The 18,770-nt window shown below is 49.5% G+C and carries 16 protein-coding genes; 9 read left to right on the top strand and 7 right to left on the bottom strand.

Annotated elements, in window-relative coordinates; genetic code table 11:
• Positions 1 to 12: 12 nt before the first annotated feature.
• The 7 genes from bktB to MN202_RS13455 all read right to left on the bottom strand — a co-directional run bounded on the left by bktB (position 13) and on the right by MN202_RS13455 (position 8,074).
• Positions 13 to 1,209, bottom strand: coding sequence for a beta-ketothiolase BktB (bktB, locus tag MN202_RS13485; protein WP_335736652.1), 1,197 nt, complete (start codon positions 1,207 to 1,209; stop codon positions 13 to 15).
• On the bottom strand, positions 1,206 to 1,610 hold the full coding sequence (locus MN202_RS13480) for a type II toxin-antitoxin system VapC family toxin (protein WP_335736651.1): 405 nt from the start codon (positions 1,608 to 1,610) through the stop codon (positions 1,206 to 1,208). The genes bktB and MN202_RS13480 overlap by 4 nt, the downstream gene beginning before the upstream one ends.
• Positions 1,607 to 1,858 (bottom strand): antitoxin, encoded by a 252-nt coding sequence (locus tag MN202_RS13475; protein WP_335736650.1) that lies wholly within the window; start codon positions 1,856 to 1,858, stop codon positions 1,607 to 1,609. The genes MN202_RS13480 and MN202_RS13475 overlap by 4 nt, the downstream gene beginning before the upstream one ends.
• A gap of 90 nt (positions 1,859 to 1,948) precedes the next feature.
• Entirely contained in the window at positions 1,949 to 2,302 is a 354-nt protein-coding gene (locus MN202_RS13470) for an MmcQ/YjbR family DNA-binding protein (protein ID WP_335736649.1), read from the bottom strand.
• 16 nt (positions 2,303 to 2,318) lie between these two features.
• Positions 2,319 to 4,274, bottom strand: a complete 1,956-nt coding sequence (locus MN202_RS13465; protein WP_335736648.1) for a methyl-accepting chemotaxis protein — start codon at positions 4,272 to 4,274, stop codon at positions 2,319 to 2,321.
• Between the two features lie 175 nt (positions 4,275 to 4,449).
• Positions 4,450 to 6,471: a S9 family peptidase gene (locus MN202_RS13460; RefSeq protein WP_335736647.1), complete on the bottom strand. Its 2,022-nt coding sequence runs from the start codon at positions 6,469 to 6,471 to the stop codon at positions 4,450 to 4,452.
• Positions 6,472 to 6,544: 73 nt separating this feature from the next.
• The gene (locus tag MN202_RS13455; protein ID WP_335736646.1) at positions 6,545 to 8,074 is read right to left on the bottom strand and encodes a fumarate hydratase; all 1,530 of its coding nucleotides are present in this window, start codon (positions 8,072 to 8,074) and stop codon (positions 6,545 to 6,547) included.
• Positions 8,075 to 8,172: 98 nt separating this feature from the next.
• Between MN202_RS13455 and pabB the strand changes: the two genes are divergently transcribed.
• The 9 genes from pabB to atcC all read left to right on the top strand — a co-directional run bounded on the left by pabB (position 8,173) and on the right by atcC (position 18,729).
• The gene (gene pabB, locus MN202_RS13450) at positions 8,173 to 9,552 is read left to right on the top strand and encodes an aminodeoxychorismate synthase component I (protein ID WP_335736645.1); all 1,380 of its coding nucleotides are present in this window, start codon (positions 8,173 to 8,175) and stop codon (positions 9,550 to 9,552) included.
• Positions 9,553 to 9,554: 2 nt separating this feature from the next.
• Positions 9,555 to 10,115 (top strand): CoA pyrophosphatase, encoded by a 561-nt coding sequence (locus MN202_RS13445; RefSeq protein ID WP_335736644.1) that lies wholly within the window; start codon positions 9,555 to 9,557, stop codon positions 10,113 to 10,115.
• Between the two features lie 212 nt (positions 10,116 to 10,327).
• Complete coding sequence (locus tag MN202_RS13440) at positions 10,328 to 13,246, top strand: hypothetical protein (RefSeq protein ID WP_335736643.1); 2,919 nt, start codon at positions 10,328 to 10,330, stop codon at positions 13,244 to 13,246.
• Between the two features lie 176 nt (positions 13,247 to 13,422).
• A complete protein-coding gene (locus MN202_RS13435) occupies positions 13,423 to 14,805 on the top strand; it encodes an L-serine ammonia-lyase (protein ID WP_335736642.1) in 1,383 nt (460 codons plus the stop codon).
• A gap of 105 nt (positions 14,806 to 14,910) precedes the next feature.
• Positions 14,911 to 16,017, top strand: coding sequence for a hypothetical protein (locus MN202_RS13430; RefSeq protein WP_335736641.1), 1,107 nt, complete (start codon positions 14,911 to 14,913; stop codon positions 16,015 to 16,017).
• Positions 16,018 to 16,120: 103 nt separating this feature from the next.
• Entirely contained in the window at positions 16,121 to 16,402 is a 282-nt protein-coding gene (gene atcJ / locus MN202_RS13425; protein ID WP_335736640.1) for a cold adaptation protein ActJcold adaptation protein ActJ, read from the top strand.
• Positions 16,403 to 16,459: 57 nt separating this feature from the next.
• Entirely contained in the window at positions 16,460 to 17,038 is a 579-nt protein-coding gene (gene atcA, locus MN202_RS13420) for a cold adaptation protein AtcA (RefSeq protein WP_335736639.1), read from the top strand.
• Between the two features lie 5 nt (positions 17,039 to 17,043).
• Positions 17,044 to 17,811, top strand: coding sequence for a cold adaptation protein AtcB (gene atcB / locus MN202_RS13415; RefSeq protein WP_335736638.1), 768 nt, complete (start codon positions 17,044 to 17,046; stop codon positions 17,809 to 17,811).
• Between the two features lie 24 nt (positions 17,812 to 17,835).
• Positions 17,836 to 18,729 carry a cold adaptation protein AtcC gene (gene atcC, locus MN202_RS13410; protein WP_335736637.1) on the top strand — a complete coding sequence of 298 codons (894 nt, stop codon included), beginning with the start codon at positions 17,836 to 17,838 and terminating at the stop codon, positions 18,727 to 18,729.
• Positions 18,730 to 18,770: the final 41 nt, after the last annotated feature.

The following is an 18,770-nucleotide window of genomic DNA, read 5'->3' as shown; positions in this document are numbered from 1 at the left end:
AAGTTCCTTCGTTTATGCTAAAGATTCCAGCAATAAGGCAATGCCCTGGCCACCGCCAATGCACATGGTTACCAAGCCATACCGACCGCCTCTACGCTTAAGCTCGGCCAATAATTTAATGATTAAGATAGAACCCGTAGCACCGACCGGATGCCCCAGCGCGATAGCGCCGCCGTTAGGGTTTACTTTTGCGCTGTCAAAGCCCAGCGTTTGGCTTACCGCCATAGCCTGAGCAGCAAAAGCCTCATTTGATTCAATCACATCGATATCAGCCACCGTTAAACCGGCTTGTGCCAGCACCTGCTGTACCGCCGGTATTGGCCCTAATCCCATCACACCTGGTTCGACGCCGGCAAAAGCATAACCAAGCAGACGCGCCTGTGGCCTAAGGCCGCGTTTTTCCGCCTCAAACCGGCTGGTTAGCAGCATGGCGGCAGCACCATCATTTAAGCCCGAGGCATTTCCGGCAGTAACGAGGCCATCAGCTTTAAACGCCGGTTTAAGCTTAGCCAAACTCTCTGCTGTGGTATCGGCGCGGATATGCTCATCGCGGTCAAATTGCACTTCATTGCGGCCAACCTGAACGGTTAGCGGTACGATCTGAGCGTCAAAATAGCCCAGCCGCTGCGCTGTGGCAGCACGCTGCTGGCTTATTAGCGCAAAGGCATCTAAGTCGGTGCGGCTAAAGCCATATTGGCCGGCGATAGTTTCCGCGGTAATGCCCATATGACCGCTGCCAAAAGGGTCGGTCAAAATGCCCAGGGTTAAATCTGTTACTGCACCGTGGCCCATTTTTAAACCACGCCGCACCTTTGGCAGTAAATAAGCGCCGTTACTCATACTCTCGGCGCCGCCGGCCAGGGCAATAGTGCTGTGCCCCAGCTGAATAAGCTGCGCCGCCGATATTACCGACTGTAGTGCCGAGCCGCATAAGCGGTTGACATTAAAGGCGGCAGAGCTGGCGGCCATACCGGCGTTCAATGCGATATGCCTGGCTAAATAGGCATCTTCTGCACCTGTGGTAATAATATGGCCAAATACCGCATGGTCGACATCGGTTGCTGCTACACCAGAGCGGCTAATGACTGCCTTAGCCACTGCTGTACCCAGCTGCGCCGGACTTAAGCCTGCTAAACTACCGCCAAAACTACCAATGGCCGTGCGGGCACCGGCTAAAATTACAATGTCCGTTAAGTTCATTCCGGTCATACCCAATTTTCCACCCTCAACCCCGTCACGCGATTAAACTCCCGCGCATTGTTGGTCACCAGTATCGCGTCTTCCGCCAGTGCATGGCTGGCTATCCATAAATCATTTGCCCCTATAGGTGTGCCTGCTGATTTTAAGCGATTAAATTGCTCTGCGTAATGAAGACAAAGTGAAGGAGAAGATTGATATAGAACCGGAATTTGCCTGGTCAACATTGCCAGCTTTCGCATAACTTCAGCAGTTTTGTTACTGTTCTGTGCCCCTTTAAGTAGCTCGGCATAGGTAAAAAATGACATTCGTAATGGTGTATCGGCTGGCAAAGTGTCGATATGTGCAGCAACTGAAGGAGGATTATTTTTTAACAGATAAATAAGAATATTTGTATCCAGCAAATAGATCACAATTCCTCCCTGTCTTGCATCAATGGCTGAGCACGATATTCTGCTTCGAGTTCTGCAATAAAATCAGCATCGAATCCATCCAATGCTGCCATTAAAGCCTCACCACGTTTTTCTGGTAAAGGATGGATCACTAAATCACCCTGCTCATTACGGCTTATCTCAACGGTGTTAGTATCCAAGCGAAATTCCTGAGGGATCCGCACAGCCTGACTGTTACCATTCATAAACACACGACTTACCGCAGACATAGCCACCTCTTTGTACACACAATTATGTATGTATTTTGGTAGTGCACTGCAATCTTGTCAAGGTAGAGCAAGACCGACTATACAAGTGACTTAGTTTGAGTTTAGCGCTGGCCTTTTCGCTTTCGGCAGGCTTTTAACCACTAACTGATACGAGTTTTCAATCTGGCGCTTTATTTCGTTGGCCGGCACACTGCCATCCAGCAACACGGTGTTCCAATGCTGTTTGTTCATATGGTAACCAGGCGTAATGGCCGGAAAAATATCACGCAGCATCATGGCTTCAGCCGGGTCGCATTTTAAATTAACTCTGGCAAGACCATCCTGCTCACTTAAAATAGCGAAGATTTTGCCTACTTTGTACACGTAGATATCCGGACCAAACGGGAAGTCCTCGATGCTTTGCAGTTGCATCAGGCAATGGTCCCGGCATTGTTGAAAGTCCATAGCAGTTTAATCTCCGTTACACCCTAAACTGAGCCGCAGAGGTGCTCAACTGATTCGCCAAGCCTAACAAATGATGGGTACTTTGTGCTACCTGAGATATTGCCGTACTGTTTTCCTCTGCCGCAGCACTCAGGCTGGCAATGCCTTGCGCCAACGTAGCGCTGACCTGAGTTTGCTCTTCAGCGGCACTGGCGGTTTGCGACATCAGAGCACTAAGTTTGCTTAAACGCTGTTGTATGTCTTGCACGGCCTGCTGCATAGCGCCAGCATCTGCCACTGATTGCGCCGCCTCGGTAGAGCATACCGAACTATGGTGCACCAGGGCGTCTGACTGGCGGCCTATTCCGCTTAACACGGCTGAAATATCCTGTATCGCTTCCTGCACCTTGGTAGCCAACTGACGCACTTCATCGGCCACTACGGCAAAACCGCGACCATGCTCTCCGGCCCGGGCCGCTTCTATGGCGGCGTTTAACGCTAACAAATTGGTTTGCTCGGCAATGCTGTTAATGACCGCCAGTACGCTACCAATACGTTTGCTATCCTGCGCCAGCCCCTGCACCTGTTGCTCAATGGCATTAAAGCTCACCATACTGCGCTCTAATGATTGGCTGCTAACATCCAGTCTTTCAGTTAACTGCTGGCCTAGCTTTTGGCTGGCATTAACTTCAGTAGCGGCAGCAATAGTATTTTGGCCAATTTCTGCCGCGGCGTAACTCATTTGCTCGATGGCGGTGGCCAGTTGATCGGTCTCACGCGCCTGCAGCTGAATACTGCCATCTGCCTGGGTGATGGCGGCAGAGTTTTGTTCGGCGGCTTGTTCCAGCTGTTGACCTACGCCAATGAGCTGCGAAATAAGCTGGCGCAAGCGGTTTTGCATCCGGGCCAACCAACTCATTAAGTGGCCGGCGTTGTTATCTACCTGCATATCCAAAGTCAGATCGCCACTGGCAATCCGGCTGGTTAGCTGGCACATGATATCGGGTTCACCGCCTAAGGGCCGCAACACAAAATTACTGACCAGCTTAGCCGCCAACAACGCCAGTAGTATGGCAATCAAGGCGATGCCAATACCAATATTGCCCATCCGGTAGGCTGGCGCCATCACTTCTGCGATATCTATTTCCGCCAGTAAGGCCCATTGCACTCCAAACACACTCAGCGGCGCAAAAGCCGACAACACTGGGTTGCCGTTGTAGTCGATAATACTGCTGATGCCGCTCTGGCCAGCCAAAGCGGCCTTGCTGGCGGCAGTGTCAACACCGTTACGTGCAACGGTACCGGCAAAAGACGCCTGCACAGTGCGGTTTGTTGCATCCAGATAAGAATCGGAGCGCATACGATTATCGGCGCCAACCAGATAGGTTTCACCTGTCTGCCCCATGCCTTCGCGAATTTGCATCACCTGATTAATTTTTTCGATAGACAGCTGCACCGCGACATACACTTGTTGTCGCGCCAGTTGCACAGGTTTGGCCAAAAAGGCCGCCGCATCGTTATTAGACGGCGCATAAGGCGAAAAATCTTCCATCAGAGTATCGACTGTACTGCTTTTTAAGCGCTGATACAAACGGCCAAGGCCAGAGTCGCGATAGGGGCCATGCTGCAAATTAGTGGCATAATCGGCCTCGCGCGCGACGGTAAACACCACAGTACCATTACTATCAATAACGAAGATGTCGTAAAAACCCAGCTGCTGGTTTAACTGCTGTAATACCGGATATAGGGTGTCCAACTGCTGTACGTCAGTGGCACCAGCTACGACGGCGGCCACGGCACTTAAGCCACCATTAAAGTCTTGCAGCATTTGCGTAACCTGACGCTGCTTAATTTCTCTTACGGCCAACAACTGCGCCTGGGCATGTTGCTCTAATTCGTGCCGGGCCATGTAAGTTATTACCACAGTGGCAATAACCAGCGGTAATAACACGATTAATAAGCTGATTAATCTAACTTTACTGATAAACCCCATAGCGGTCTCCCGGCTGCCATTGCACCACTGTGATGCAAAAAGCTATCTGATGATCCGAATATCAATATAGCTGCAACCTTTAACCTTAAACAGAAACATTGCGACATATTTTTTTATAAAATAAAAACCCCGCGTTAAAGCGGGGTTGCATTTTAATGGAATGAGCGGGGCTACATTACGGCTTGGTGTATTTATCCAGCCACTGGAACACTTCGTTGTACCAGCGTACGCGGTTATCTTTATTCAAGATCCAGTGGTTTTCGTCCGGGAATATCACTAAACGCGAATCGATACCCTTGCGCTGCAGGTTAGTAAAAGCACCTAACCCCTGGGCATAAGGTACGCGGTAATCTTTTAAACCGTGAATAACCAGCATTGGCGTTTGCCATTTATCCGCCAGCGCTGCCGGGTTAAATTTCTGGTAATCAGACTCCGGCTTCCAGGCTGGTCCACCTAAGTCAAATTCCGGAAACCACAACTCTTCGGTGCTGCCATAAAATGACGGCATGTCATATAAACCAGCGTGGTTTACCAGACATTTAAAACCGGTTGGCCAGTTACCGGCTATCCAGTTCATCATGTAACCGCCGTACGATGCACCCAGCGCACAGGCGCGGTCGCCGTCAATCCAGGGTTGGGCTTTAACGATATATTCAAAACCTTTCTTTAAATCTTCCAACGGCTTGCCGCCCCAGTCACGGCTGATAGAATCGGTAAAAGCCTGGCCATAACCGGTAGAGCCATGAAAATCGACCATCACTACCGCATAGCCTTTAGCGGCATACATTTGCGCGTTCCAGCGCTCGTTAAACATATTGCCGAAGCTGCCTTGCGGACCACCGTGTACTAAAAACGCCAGCGGATATTTTTTCGCCGCATCAAAGTCCCACGGCTTTACCAAATAGCCGTACACGGTATCGTCGTTGGCACCCTTAAAGCTAAATTGCTCGTAATCGCCAAACTGCACTTCTTTGTGCCAGTCGGCGTTAATATCGGTCAATTGTGTCAGGTTACTACCGTCAGTGTTAAGCTGAAACACCTCTGGCGGCGTATCCAGTTTGTGGTTAGTAAATACAATTTTATCTGCCGCTACATTCAGCGCGCCGGCATAGCCATCTGCATACACTTTGCGTACGTCACCAAAGCCGGTGTTAATTGCATAAATAGCATACTGGCCCAGATCCTGGGCAGTTACATAGATGGTGCGGTTATCTGCACCAAATTTATAGTCACTTACTGAACGGTCAAACTCAGCCGCCAGCTCTTTACGCTGCCCGGTCACCATATCCAGCAGCACCAGGCTAAACTTATCGGCTTCAGCCTGTGGCTTGCTCATGGCTTTGTATGCCATAAAGCGGCCATCATTAGAAAACGACGGCTGTGCGTCCCAGGCTGGGTTAGCGGCGGTTAAATTTTGTTTTTCACCGCCAGCTACCGGCACCATAAAGATGTCGTAATTGGTGTGCCAGGCCTGATCGGCTGCCGGAATTTTTGCGCTAAACACCAAACGCTGACTATCCGGTGTAAATGCCACTTCGTTCATGCCAGCGATGTTGGTATTCCAGTCACTCATCAGGTTAGTGGCATCTTTCACCACGCCCTGCCCCAATGCGGCTACATGCAAGTGGTTGCGATACGGCGTTAACCAATGATCCCAGTGCCGCACCATAAGCTGATCATAAGCCATAGCGCTGTCTTTTTTCGCCGCATCGGCAGCTTTAGCCTCCAGTGTACATTGTAGGCTTTGGCAACCGGGTTTAACTGATAACGCCAGTGCAAGTTGCTTACCGTCTGAGGAAACTTTAAAGCCCTCTACCGCTAACGGCAGATCGGTAACTTGTAGCGCTTCACCACCGTACAACGGTAACTGCCATACCTGGCTCGTGCCGCTGCGGTTGGCAATAAAATAGATACTCTGGCCGTCATTCGCCCACTGTAGCTGGCTTTCACGGCCCATACTCTGGGTTAAACGGCTGACTTTATTTAAGTTGGATAAATCCATCAGATACAGATCGCTGCTGTGATCTGCCGGGCTAAAGCCAGTGTTAGTCTGGCCATAGGCGACATAACGACCATCTGGTGATAACACCACATCATGCAGTTTATTAAAGCGGTTTAAATGCTCAACCGTAAGCGGAGCTTTGGCCAGAGCACTGCCTGTTGCCAACAGCGCCAGCGTAAGTAAGGTCTTTTTCATGCGTATCCCTTGATTTTTGTTGTTATAAGCTGAAAAAACAAAGGCCACAGTATTACTGCAGCCTTGTGCTGGATCAGGCCTTAGCCGTCGTGTCCATCTTTTCAATATTCACTTTCCAGATGGCTGGCCCCTGCTGGTGCACATTATTACCATTGGAATCTACCGCTACTGTTACCGGCATATCCTGTACGTCGAATTCGTAAATGGCTTCCATACCCAAATCGGCAAAAGCCACCACGCGGGATTTTTTAATCGCTTTGGATACCAGATAAGCTGCACCGCCCACGGCCATTAAATACACCGCTTTGTGCTGCTTGATGCTGGCGACGGTTTTATCACCGCGTTCAGATTTACCAATCATGCCGAGCAGTCCGGTTTGCGACAGCATCATATCGGTAAATTTATCCATCCGGGTTGCCGTTGTCGGGCCGGCCGGGCCGACCACTTCATCGCCTACCGCATCGACCGGGCCAACGTAATAAATAAAGCGGTTTTTAAAATCAACGCCATCGGGCAGCGCTTCGCCACGGTTTAACATATCGGCAATGCGTTTATGCGCGGCATCGCGGCCGGTCAGCATTTTGCCACTTAGCAGCACCGTTTCACCGGCTTGCCAGCTTTGTACGTCTGCTGGCGTTACGGTATCCAGGTTTACCCGGCGTACATTGGCGCCCAGCTCCCAGGTTACCTGTGGCCAGTCTTCCAGTTTTGGCGGGGTAATATCAGCAGGCCCTGTGCCATCTAAATGAAAATGCACATGGCGCGTGGCTGCACAGTTAGGGATCATCACTACCGGTAAACTGGCTGCATGCGTTGGTACGCTGTTAATTTTTACATCTACTACTGTCGTTAAACCGCCTAAGCCCTGGGCACCTATACCCAGTTTGTTAACTTTTTCGTACAGCTCTAAACGCAGTTTTTCGTCTGCAGTTTCAGCGCCTTTGGCAATTAACTCCTGAATATCGACCGGCTCCATCAGCGCTTCTTTAGCCAGCACTGCCGCTTTTTCGGCTGTACCACCGATGCCTATACCCAGCATACCCGGCGGACACCAGCCGGCACCCATTTTTGGTAGGGTTTCCAGTACCCAATCAACTATTGAATCAGAAGGATTGAGCATTGCCATCTTGGTTTTGTTTTCTGAACCACCGCCTTTGGCAGCAATCATCACTTCCACATGGTGGCCGGCAACTAAATCGATATGCACGACTGAAGGCGTATTGTCTTTAGTGTTTTTGCGACCGCCGGCAGGGTCAGCCACGATAGAAGCGCGCAATGGGTTATCCGGGTTTAAATAAGCACGACGGGTACCTTCGTCCACCATCTGCTGCACCGTCATATCGGTTTTATCCCACTTTACATCCATACCAATTTTAACAAAGCAGGTAACGATGCCGGTGTCCTGACAAATGGGTCTGTGGCCTTCGGCCGACATACGCGAGTTAATTAAAATTTGCGCTATGGCATCTTTCGCAGCCTGGTTTTGCTCTTTGTGGTACGCAACTTCCAATGCTTTGATAAAATCCAGCGGGTGATAGTAAGAGATGTATTGCAATGCATCTTCGATGCTGTCGATAAAGTCTTGCTGGCGAATAACCGTCATGTTACTTGTCCTCTGACGCCTCTGGCAGCGCCATGTTTAACTATTTTAGCGGGTGCTGGTATGATAGCGCGCATCAGAAACAGCGGCTAGCCCCATTCATGCAGCAGTACCTTATTCCACCGGAAATTTATGGCGACACGCCGGATCATTTACTGGCATACTTTGCCCACTTTGCGCAGCAGCCCTGGGCAATATTACTCGACTCTGCCGCACCACATCACGTAAACAGTCGTTTTGACATTATGGTGGCCGAGCCACTGGCGACTTTAGAAGCCAAATCCGGTTGCAGCGTGTTAACCGACGAGAACGGTGCCCATAGCTACAATGAAGACCCTTTTACCGTATTAAAATGCGCACTTAAACGTTATTACCCGCAGCAGGTGAGCAGCGACCTGCCTTTTGTTGGCGGCGCCCTGGGCTATTTTGCTTACGATTTAGGCCGTTATGTCGAAACACTACCGGCAACAGCCACGGCCGATATTCAGCTACCCGATATGGCAGTGGGCATTTATCACTGGGCACTGATTCTGGATAAACTGCACCAGCAGTTATGGTATGTCGATTACCATGGCGCAGCAGAAGCAGGCTGGCTAAAACTGCATGCCAGGTTGCAACATGCATTACCACAATCTGCCGCATTTAGCCTAAGCGGCAGCTGGCGAGCTAATATGGACAAGGCCGGGTACGTCGCGCGTTTTAATCAGGTGCAGGACTATTTGCTTAGTGGCGATTGCTACCAGATAAACCTGACCCAGCGTTTTTCGGCACCTTATCAGGGCGATGAATGGCAGGCATATTTGCAATTACGTGATAAAAATGCTGCGCCCTTTTCGGCCTTTATCCGCTTGCCGCAGGGCGCAGTGCTGAGTATCTCCCCCGAGCGCTTTTTGCAATTGCACGGCAATAAAGTAGAAACCAAACCGATTAAAGGCACCCGGCCGCGCGGTATTTGCCCAATGGCGGATGCCGTTGAAGCCGACACTTTACGTAATTCGCTAAAAGATCGCGCCGAAAACGTGATGATAGTGGATTTGCTGCGTAACGACTTGGGCAAAGTCTGTCTGCCGGGCTCTGTCGCGGTACCGCAGCTGTTTGCCATTGAAAGCTTTCCGGCGGTGCATCATCTGGTTAGTACGGTAACCGGTACTCTGGCACCAGAGTACAGCGCCAGTGACTTACTGCGTGGTGCCTTTCCCGGTGGCTCTATCACCGGCGCGCCCAAGGTGCGGGCAATGCAGATTATTGAGCAGTTAGAGCCGCAGCGGCGCTCCGTATATTGTGGCGCCATTGGCTACATTAACAGTAATGGCGATATGGATACCAACATTGCCATTCGCACGCTGATTTGCAGCGAAGGGCAAATTTACTGTCAGGCCGGCGGCGGCATAGTGGCCGACTCTGAAGTTGACAGCGAATATCAGGAAACTTTAGATAAAGTGAATAAAATTCTGCCTGTGCTGGCAGCTAAGGGGCATTAAGGGTGCTTGCCGCAGAGTTTCGTCAGCGTTTTTTATTGCAAACGGCCGCCAAAGCCGGTGCCATAGCGGCCAGCGATAAACACCAGGCTGCGGTGTTAGTGCCAGTCATTGATTACGGCACTAAGCTGCAGCTGTTATTTACCCAACGTGCGCTGCATTTGCGCCATCATCCGGGGCAAATCAGTTTTCCCGGTGGCCGCATAGAGCCTGGCGAACAAAGCCATGCTGCGGCACTGCGTGAAGCTCAGGAAGAAATTGGCTTGGCCCCTTCCGCCGTAGACATTCTCGGCACTTTACCACTGCAAAGCACCAGTACCGGTTTTACTATCCAACCCTGGGTTGGCTTACTCTCGCCACAACAAAGCTGGATACTGCAGGCCGATGAAGTCGCCGGTATTTTTGAAGTGCCGCTAACGCATTTTTTGCAGCAGGAAAACCGCCATCAATTCAGCCTACCGCTGCGCGGTAAGGTACAACAGCTACATGCCATGCCGTATCAGGATAAGTTTATCTGGGGCGCTACCGCAGCTATTTTACATAAGTTGTGCCTGCAATTAGCCTAACCGTTAAGTTGTTGTATCAACCTCAGGCCTGATAGCCCTCCTCTTTGCACCGCTTCGCAACAATACTGAAAGCGGCAATACGCCAGCTTTCAATTTCAATTAAGACGTACAGCAAGATGGATAAATATCTATCTTCTGCTATTACTAGAGCAACTTTAGATTAACCCCGCTTAACAACACTGCGTAACTGCAAATAGAAAAGGACGACTATTATGTTGACATTGAACGATATCAACCAGGCCAGCCCCGCTTATATTCGCCTGCTTGTAGCACTGCTATCTGCTAAAACCGATACTGATATTGGAGATGCGATTAGCAAGCTACAGGTATTTTTAAATGCTGACCTTAGCAACACAGATTTTGCAGCACTGCAGCAATTCTTTCATGGCCAGGGCCTCGACGCCCAGGCTATTTTTAAAGATCTTGGCATCAATAGCGCTTTAACTGATGTACAACGCATTTATGAGCATTGGCAAAGATTAACAAATCCTGTTAGCGCTATGACAGAGTTGAAAGACTGGTCGGTAGATTGGGACACCAGTACTGTTGTAGCCGGCAACGAGGATATTAAATTAAAAATGTCGGCCAGAGCAGACACCAGCGTCGAGGTCTGGAATAAAGCGCGCGCGGCACAGCAGGACATTGCCATTAGCGACGCTGATGTTATTGTCAATCATGAAGTTACCGGTGGTTACTCAGCCTCAGGTGCATCAGCCTTATCGTCAGGTTACGCTACGGCGTCCATTGGCATTGACCATGCCAAAGAAATAGAATTCGACCGCTATTTTCAGTATCCGGCAAATACACCCGCCTACCAGGTGGCACTTAACAGTTTCTCAGCCAGCTTGATTATCTGGAGTTTAAACCAGGTTGTAAAAAGCCTGTCGCCTTGTGTCAACGGCATCAATTGCCACGGCCTGCGCGAGCTGTCGTTGCGCACCAAAGGCAGCTTTGCGTTTAATGCCTCGCTTGGTTTTGGCCGCGCCTGGAGCAAAAAAGCCGATGGCAATTTTTCCGACCTGAGCGCTTCACTTAATTTAAAAGCTGGCTTAAGCAAAACCTTCGAGCACAAAGGCGGCATTCATATCCGGCTGTCGGCGCCAAAGGTTAGCATCAAAGGTGTACCGCAACTTCGCGCCGAGGTTGAACTCACCGATGCAAACCAGGAAGGCTTGTCATTTAATATCAATGCCAACGCAGAAATAACAGGTTTAGATGCAGTTGCGAAAAAATACATAGTACCGCTGTTTAACGATGCCGATGAATTAGTCAGCAAACTAGAAGCCTGGAGCAGCCCGGCCGACAAACTGATCGACGGCATTGCAGCCACTACGGCCGATGAATGGTATGCCCCCTTAGTGCAATTAGTTTTTGGCGTTGCCGGCAGCAACGAGGTGTATAACCAACTTATTGCCACAGAATTAACGACTATTGTTAACCGCTATGCTCAGGATCCCGCTGCCGATGCCACTACGCTGGCAAAAATGGCGGTCGATAAACTGTTGCAAACCTTTGACCTTGATAGCAGCAACGAGCAAACGGCTATTATTGCCGCAGATTTATCTAACCAGCTGGCCACTAAATTTACTGAATGGAAAACGGCGTTAACTGACGAAATCACGCAATTTATGCAAGCGCAGCAAGGGCGCATCACCGAAGCGTTGGCACCGTTAGAACAATTGGGTGTAAAGGTGCAGTCACTGCAGAACCAGACCGATGCCTTCGTCATCGACAAAATTAAATATGCCGTCGGTCAGTATCAGGGCTTTAAAGAAAAGGTGCTGGCAGCATTAGAGAAATCGGCCAATATTCAAATTGGTTTGGCGCTGGCGCTGCAGAAAACATCAGCCATTGCACGCAATCACACCCTTGTTATTGATTTTATTGACAGCCAACACGCACTTAGTCAAAGTTTGTATCAGGCGCTTATCCTCGGCAACAACAAGCAGTTTGTGCGTTTACTGGCGCAGGCCGAGCGCGCAGGGCTGGTTAATGTGCCGCAAGAGTCTATCAGTGCACATTACCGCACTGAAAAATCCTTGTCTTTCAACCTCGATTTGTCTGACAGCACAATATCCTACAGCAAAAACATTAATACCGACCTTAGCATCCTGGTTGATAACCTCGGTAACCTTGCCATTAGTGGCTCTGCTAGTGCAACGACCATATCAAAACAGTTTGCTGAAACCCGCCAAGCCTCTATGGCGCTGTCTTACGATTTAGCCAATGCACTTATTGATGAAAACCAATTCGCTGCTTTTGCCATTCACTATACGAATAAAGATATTAAAAAACATACAAGTAAGGAAATGCACGACATTTTGCAATCGATGAATTTGCCGGACGGTGAAGTTGCTATCAATAAAACCGCCATGCCGGACATTATTGCCCCGGACGCCATTGCGTCGCACCTCAGCTGGTATCAGTCACAGCTGTTAACTGAAAAAATAGTCACCAGCACCGTTGATATCTTCATTGGTGACAGCAACAAATTGGTGCGTACCTTACTAAATGCTGATGCCGATTTTGCCTTTGAACTGGCCACCGATCGCTTACTCGAATTAGCCACCACCGAGCATCGACGCAAAGTAGTTGATATTGCACAAGCCTATCGCGAGGTGATAGACCCGGATATGAGCCTTGGTCAGAGTTTGCAGATGTTAGGCAAAGATATAAGGATGAACCCTGATAGGATCCTTAAGGTTTTGAAGCGCAATAAACGGTCTGGCGATGAAATTAAAAGAGCGGGAGGAAAGGGATTCAAGCTCTACTTAGAGGATGTAGAACGCACTTACGAGAAAGCTTATGCGATAAAAGACATTATTATTATCCTGCAATCAAGCTTAAAGCTTATCAATGATTTGAAATCGCAAGGCCTGGCCCCTGCGGCACTTGAGCAGCGCATCAGCAGCGAGCTGATAGCTATAAATGGACGCCTTGGCGATGCGCTTGCACAGTGGGCTAAAGTCAGTGGCTGGCTGATGGATTGGCTGGTTGGCGGCATAGACAAAACGCTGCTGTGCTTCTTCAGTATTTTGCTGTCATTGGCTGACAACCCGCAAAATTTGCTGCGGGTTACCCTGACGCTTGAAGACAACAAAGGTAACAAGACTATTAGGGTGATTAACTAAACCATTAACATGGCAAAGCGTGTTGTGAAAAAGCCCGCGCATACAGTAGCGGGCTTTTGTTATCTATTAGTTTTTCTCATCTGTAATATGCACCGACCAGTTACCAACTGACTTACAGAACAGCGCGGCTTGGGCTACAATGGTGCAACTTTGATAACGACCAAACAGAATTAATTATGATTATCAGCGCTTTTGACATGTTTAGCATCGGCATAGGGCCGTCCAGCTCGCATACTGTAGGCCCGATGCGGGCAGCGAAAAAATTTACCGACGATTTAACCAACAACAACCTGCTTGATAGCGTCACTGCCGTCAAGGTAGAACTGTTTGGTTCTTTGGGCCAAACCGGTATTGGCCACGGCACCGGTAAAGCGGTCATTTTAGGTTTAGCCGGCTATTTACCTGAGACGGTAGATCCGGATGCGGTACCCGGCTTGTTAAAGCAAGTGAATGACGAACAGCAAATCCGCCTCGCCAAGCTGCAGCCGGTTAATTTTCCGCGCGAAGGTGCCATCGTATTTCACCGGCGTAAAACCTTAAAAGAGCACTCCAATGGTATGGAGTTAATTGCCTACGACAAAGAGAAAAACATCGTGCTACGCGATGTGTACTTCTCTATCGGTGGCGGTTTTATTGTTAAAGCCGAAGATTTTGCCAAAGAAAAAGAAGCGGCCAGCCAGTTTGCTGCCGACAACCCGCCGCCGTTTCCGTTTGAATCTGGCGCTGAGCTGCTGGCACTGTGTAAAGAGCATGGCTTATCGATTGCCGGCCTGATGCTGGAAAACGAAAAAGTACTACGCAGCCCGGCTCAAATTACTGACGAGCTGAACAATATCTGGTTAACCATGCGTGCTTGTATTGAGCGCGGTATTAAAACCGAAGGCATACTGCCAGGCGGTTTAAAAGTAAAACGTCGCGCGCCGGCGTTGTATAAAAAATTAATGGCCGAAAAAAGCAGCGACCCACTGCAGGTCATGGACTGGGTAAACCTGTTTGCGCTGGCCGTTAACGAAGAAAACGCTGCCGGTGGCCGCGTGGTTACCGCCCCGACAAACGGCGCTGCCGGCATAATTCCGGCGGTATTAATGTACTACGACAAATTTATTCAGCCGGTTACGCCGGATATTGCCGTGCAATACCTGCTCACCGCAGCGGCTATCGGCATTTTATATAAGAAAAACGCCTCTATTTCCGGTGCTGAAGTTGGCTGTCAGGGAGAAGTCGGCGTGGCGTGCTCTATGGCGGCGGCCGCACTCACTGAAATACAGGGCGGCACGCCTTTACATGTCGAAAACGCCGCAGAAATTGGCATGGAACATAACCTCGGCCTAACCTGTGATCCGGTAGGCGGTTTGGTACAGGTGCCCTGCATAGAGCGTAACGCCATGGGCTCAATTAAAGCCATTAATGCTTCACGCCTGGCGCTACGTGGCAGCGGCGATCAAAAGGTGTCGCTGGATAAAGTGATAAAAACCATGTGGGATACCGGTAAAGATATGCAAACCAAATACAAAGAAACCTCACGCGGGGGGTTGGCGGTGAATATTATTGAGTGTTAACCACACTTACATCGGGCCTGCATGACACTTCAGCAGATACGGCTTTAATTTGTCACGCCAGACTGGCAGAATAAAGCCACTTCATTTCTGTCAGTTGAAGATCCTATGATAAAGCACTTTAATGCCCTGGCGCTGCTGTTGTTCAGCAGCGCCAGCTTCGCCTCCCTGCCGCTAGCCGGCAACTGGATCACCGATTTGCAAGGGCAAAGCTTAACCGATCCGCAAAGCTCGGGCTTAACTTACCGCCATGGCGAACTTATTCATATTGGTGACAATAGCGCCGCCGAGCATATGCGCAATAAACTGATGCGGATAAACCCGCATACGGCACAACTTAACGCTGCACCGCTTAACATCAGTGTATCAGCAAAGGTGTTAAACGGCTGTTTTGGCGCGCTCTTTGCCAGCTATCCGGATTTTGAATCCCTGACCTGGGACAAAGTTGACGACAGCGTGCTTATCTCTGTCACCGAAGATTCATCTTTCGTTAGCCTGAGCCCTGAATGTCAGCAGCGTTATGCTGACAGTTACTCTACCGACTTCCCTACCTTACTGGTAAAGATTGAAACCGACACCAAACTAAGCCGGGCCGAAATTACCGCGGTAAGGCCGGTACAGTTTCCCCAAAGTGCAAAAGTGGGTAACTTTCCCAATGACGGCATTGAAGGCTTAACTTTTGATAAATCGGGCAATTTATATTTAGCACTGGAGCAAAATGCTGCCAATGCGCCGATGATTTTTGTCACGCCTTACTCAGCAGATTTCTGGCAGCAGGACGGTTATGTCAAGCTACAGGACAGCGGCCTGGTATTACCCGTGCCGGACGAAAAAGATCACCCGATTAACGGCCTGGATTATCTGCCGGCGAAAAAACACGGCCATCCTGGCTATTTAGTGGCCGCCGCACGCAATGATGATCAGCTGTGGATCATCGATTTAAGCCGGCAACAACCGCCCTTTGTGCAAAATATAACCTTTTATGCGCCAACACCAGCCGACAACAACTGCCCGGCGTACGAAGCCATGGTGCAAACGGCAATTGAAGGTGTGGCAGTGCATGGTGATAGCGTCTATCTGGTAAATGATGCCTGGAAAAAACACTACCCGGATAACATCCGGTGCCCGGCCAATGCCGCGCATTTTAACAAGTTTGCGCCACTGTTGTTTAGCCTGCCGGTAAACCCGCGCTGGTTTATTGAAGGCAGTCACTAAGCTGCGCTAGGTGAAGTGCTGTCGTTCTGCTATCATTACCGGCTGTTTGCCAGAGCCCTGGCACAGCACCGGCTGATACCGCTTTGTTTACGCAGGAAACCCTATGATTAACCATTTTCGCGTACTGGGTGTGAAAACCAATGCCAGCGAAGACGACATTAAAAAAGCCTATAAACGCCTGGCAAATAAGTTTCACCCAGACAAACTACACGGCCTGAGCGACGATGAAAAAGACGCTGCCGCAGCTCAATTGCAACGGGTAAAAGCCGCCTACGAGCTACTGTCTGATCCAAAGCAGCGCGCGGCCTATATTAAAGACTTCAACAACGTCATAGTTACCGACCCCGCCACTGCCATGCAGGAGCTGTGGGACCAGTACTATTGATAACTAGTACACTATTCGTAATATCACACTATAGATACAAGCTTTTAAGAGCAGGTTATGGCACAGAAACTAAATTTGGCGCGTATTCGCGCGCTGCAAACTGACGCACTGGAAAACATTGAATCCTATATGGATCCTGATACACCCAAAGCGCTGGAGCAATTCACCGCCAAAATGAAAGCCATTTTGCTGGCCAGCCCGGATATGCTGGATTCTGTGCCCGAGTATCTGCCGATGGCATTATATGGCCGGGTAAAATTTCCGCCGGCAGCAAAAGCGCAATGGCAACAATGGTTAGATAAGGCCACAGCTCCCAGCTGGGATCAGTTTAAAACCTCAGTGGCGTTTAACAATGCCGACCTGGAATTGGTAAAAGCCATACGGGCCTACTCAGAATCACAGCTAATTGAAGCCTGTGCCGTGCTGTTTTTACTCGATGGCAGTGGCAACATTAGTGCTAAACGGCGTAATGGCAGTGAAACCTATCAGGAAGAGGGTGACATCGCAGCTGAGCATGACGATGACAGCGACAGTTATCACAGCGACTACGACAGCGACTATGCTGACAGCGATGACGATAGCGACGAAGAAGGCTATGACGATCAATACGATGAGATCCGCTTTAAAGGAGAATAAGTTTAATGAGTACCAGTTTAATTGAAATTGCTGTTGCCGAAATTAAACAGCTGGCCGTAGTTGAACCCAAACAAGCCAGTAAAAAGTTTGAGCTGATAGCCAACACCATGAGCGACGAACAGTTGGTTGAAGTCATTGAGCAAATTGACATCGTTACGCTGACACAAATCAACAGCGAGCACGATATCTCCTTTCCGTCCATTATGTCTGAGTTGATGAGCCCGGAGCGCATCCGCGATATCGTTTGCCAGCAACCCTTGTACTGGGAAGAGAAAATTAAAAATAATGCTGAGGAACTACAACAGCATACCTTTGACTTTTTAACCTATTTAATTCGCACTCAGGATAGTGAAGACAAGCAGGCCGAAGTATTAGAGTGTATTGCTGAAGATCCGGCTGGCTTATTTTATTTGTCTATTCCGTTTATCGAGCTGTACCGTGGCGAAATTCTTGAGTACGAAAACTACTGGGAAGATAAGCTTTACGAAGATGAAGAGCATTTAGAAGAAGCCGAAGCCTACACCGAGCGCAGCCAGACTGAAGATGCCCACAACCTCGGTTTTGATGATCCACGCAGCTTACTGGCTCTGATCCGCCAGTTAACGCCCGAGGTTGAGAACTCAATTAAAGCTTTGATCCGAAACGAAAACTCAGCCTGGGAAGGCATTATTAGCAAGTTTGCCTCAGAGCTGGTATTACAGGCGAAAGAGAAAAACAGCCAGAGCAATGACGAGTACAGCGAAGTTGACGAGATGTTCAGTTTCCTCGATTAAGCAGTGACGGAAAAGGATAGCACCATGCAGTTAATGCTACGCGATGGCAGCACAGGGCCGTTTTTAAGCCGGGTGATCAGCAAGGCTGTCGCCGATGACAGCCTGACGGCAGCAGAATTACAGCAAATTAAAAGCAAAGCTGTGCTGATGAGCCTGAAATTTGCCGACAAGTTTTACAACAAGTACAAAATGCACTTGCTGGAGCAGGCCGCCTACGACGTGATTGGCATTGTCAGTTTGGGCTTGCAGGAACTGGCACAGGACGACCAGCAACAGGCACTCAATCTGTTACTGGCACCGGAAGGTCTGGTAAAGCCGTTTCAAAAAGGCTGGACTATGCTGGCGGCTGTCAGCAAAAAAACCGGTAAGGCTTCTCTGTACGGTGACGTTGCCGAGCAGTTGCTGCAAAGTATCTCTACCCCACCAGACGCAGAAGACTGGGACGGCTACCAGCAATACCAACTGGCGCTAACCGAACACCGCCGCAGTCAGTCGATGCACTTGCTGCAACAACAGTTTTACGCCCGCACACACTTTGATGAATTTGAGCATTTCAGCTTAGAAGAAGTATTAGCCGAGGTCGTATTTTACCGCGCCCTTACCGGTGGTGACAAAGTACGGCAGGATTTAAAACATCGCCTGCGCAACATCAGCTTGCAACCGCACTGGTTTAACGACAGCTTTTTTGCCATGCAAACCGAAGCCACGCTGGCAGAATTACCTCCTGCCAATGCTGACGCCATTCGTGCTGACTTAGGCCAACACTTTGTGCCTTCTCTGTTGCGTACATTGTTTTTTGTTAAAGACTACCAGACGCTGCAGCTTAAGGACGCCACACCAGAAAAATTGGATGCTTTTGAAGGCAAGCAAGGCCTGGATAACCCCTTGCTGGGCTGGCCTCAATATATCGAACTTTAATCAGCTACTCGTGCACAGTGCCGCCAATGGCGGCACTGTGT

Origin of the sequence: Rheinheimera muenzenbergensis (assembly GCF_036984005.1) — a bacterium.
Taxonomy (GTDB): Bacteria; Pseudomonadota; Gammaproteobacteria; order Enterobacterales; family Alteromonadaceae; genus Alishewanella; species Alishewanella muenzenbergensis.
Note: the sequence above shows the minus strand (reverse complement) of the source record. Positions and strands in the feature narration are given on the sequence as shown.

What these genes read in the sequence shown, in the direction of transcription:
- bktB (WP_335736652.1), bottom strand. Translation starts at nt 1,209, where the DNA reads ATGACCGGAATGAACTTAACGGACATTGTAATTTTAGCCGGTGCCCGC.
- MN202_RS13475 (WP_335736650.1), bottom strand. Translation starts at nt 1,858, where the DNA reads ATGTCTGCGGTAAGTCGTGTGTTTATGAATGGTAACAGTCAGGCTGTG.
- MN202_RS13470 (WP_335736649.1), bottom strand. Translation starts at nt 2,302, where the DNA reads ATGGACTTTCAACAATGCCGGGACCATTGCCTGATGCAACTGCAAAGC.
- MN202_RS13465 (WP_335736648.1), bottom strand. Translation starts at nt 4,274, where the DNA reads ATGGGGTTTATCAGTAAAGTTAGATTAATCAGCTTATTAATCGTGTTA.
- MN202_RS13460 (WP_335736647.1), bottom strand. Translation starts at nt 6,471, where the DNA reads ATGAAAAAGACCTTACTTACGCTGGCGCTGTTGGCAACAGGCAGTGCT.
- MN202_RS13455 (WP_335736646.1), bottom strand. Translation starts at nt 8,074, where the DNA reads ATGACGGTTATTCGCCAGCAAGACTTTATCGACAGCATCGAAGATGCA.
- pabB (WP_335736645.1), top strand. Translation starts at nt 8,173, where the DNA reads ATGCAGCAGTACCTTATTCCACCGGAAATTTATGGCGACACGCCGGAT.
- MN202_RS13440 (WP_335736643.1), top strand. Translation starts at nt 10,328, where the DNA reads ATGTTGACATTGAACGATATCAACCAGGCCAGCCCCGCTTATATTCGC.
- MN202_RS13435 (WP_335736642.1), top strand. Translation starts at nt 13,423, where the DNA reads ATGATTATCAGCGCTTTTGACATGTTTAGCATCGGCATAGGGCCGTCC.
- MN202_RS13430 (WP_335736641.1), top strand. Translation starts at nt 14,911, where the DNA reads ATGATAAAGCACTTTAATGCCCTGGCGCTGCTGTTGTTCAGCAGCGCC.
- atcJ (WP_335736640.1), top strand. Translation starts at nt 16,121, where the DNA reads ATGATTAACCATTTTCGCGTACTGGGTGTGAAAACCAATGCCAGCGAA.
- atcA (WP_335736639.1), top strand. Translation starts at nt 16,460, where the DNA reads ATGGCACAGAAACTAAATTTGGCGCGTATTCGCGCGCTGCAAACTGAC.
- atcB (WP_335736638.1), top strand. Translation starts at nt 17,044, where the DNA reads ATGAGTACCAGTTTAATTGAAATTGCTGTTGCCGAAATTAAACAGCTG.
- atcC (WP_335736637.1), top strand. Translation starts at nt 17,836, where the DNA reads ATGCAGTTAATGCTACGCGATGGCAGCACAGGGCCGTTTTTAAGCCGG.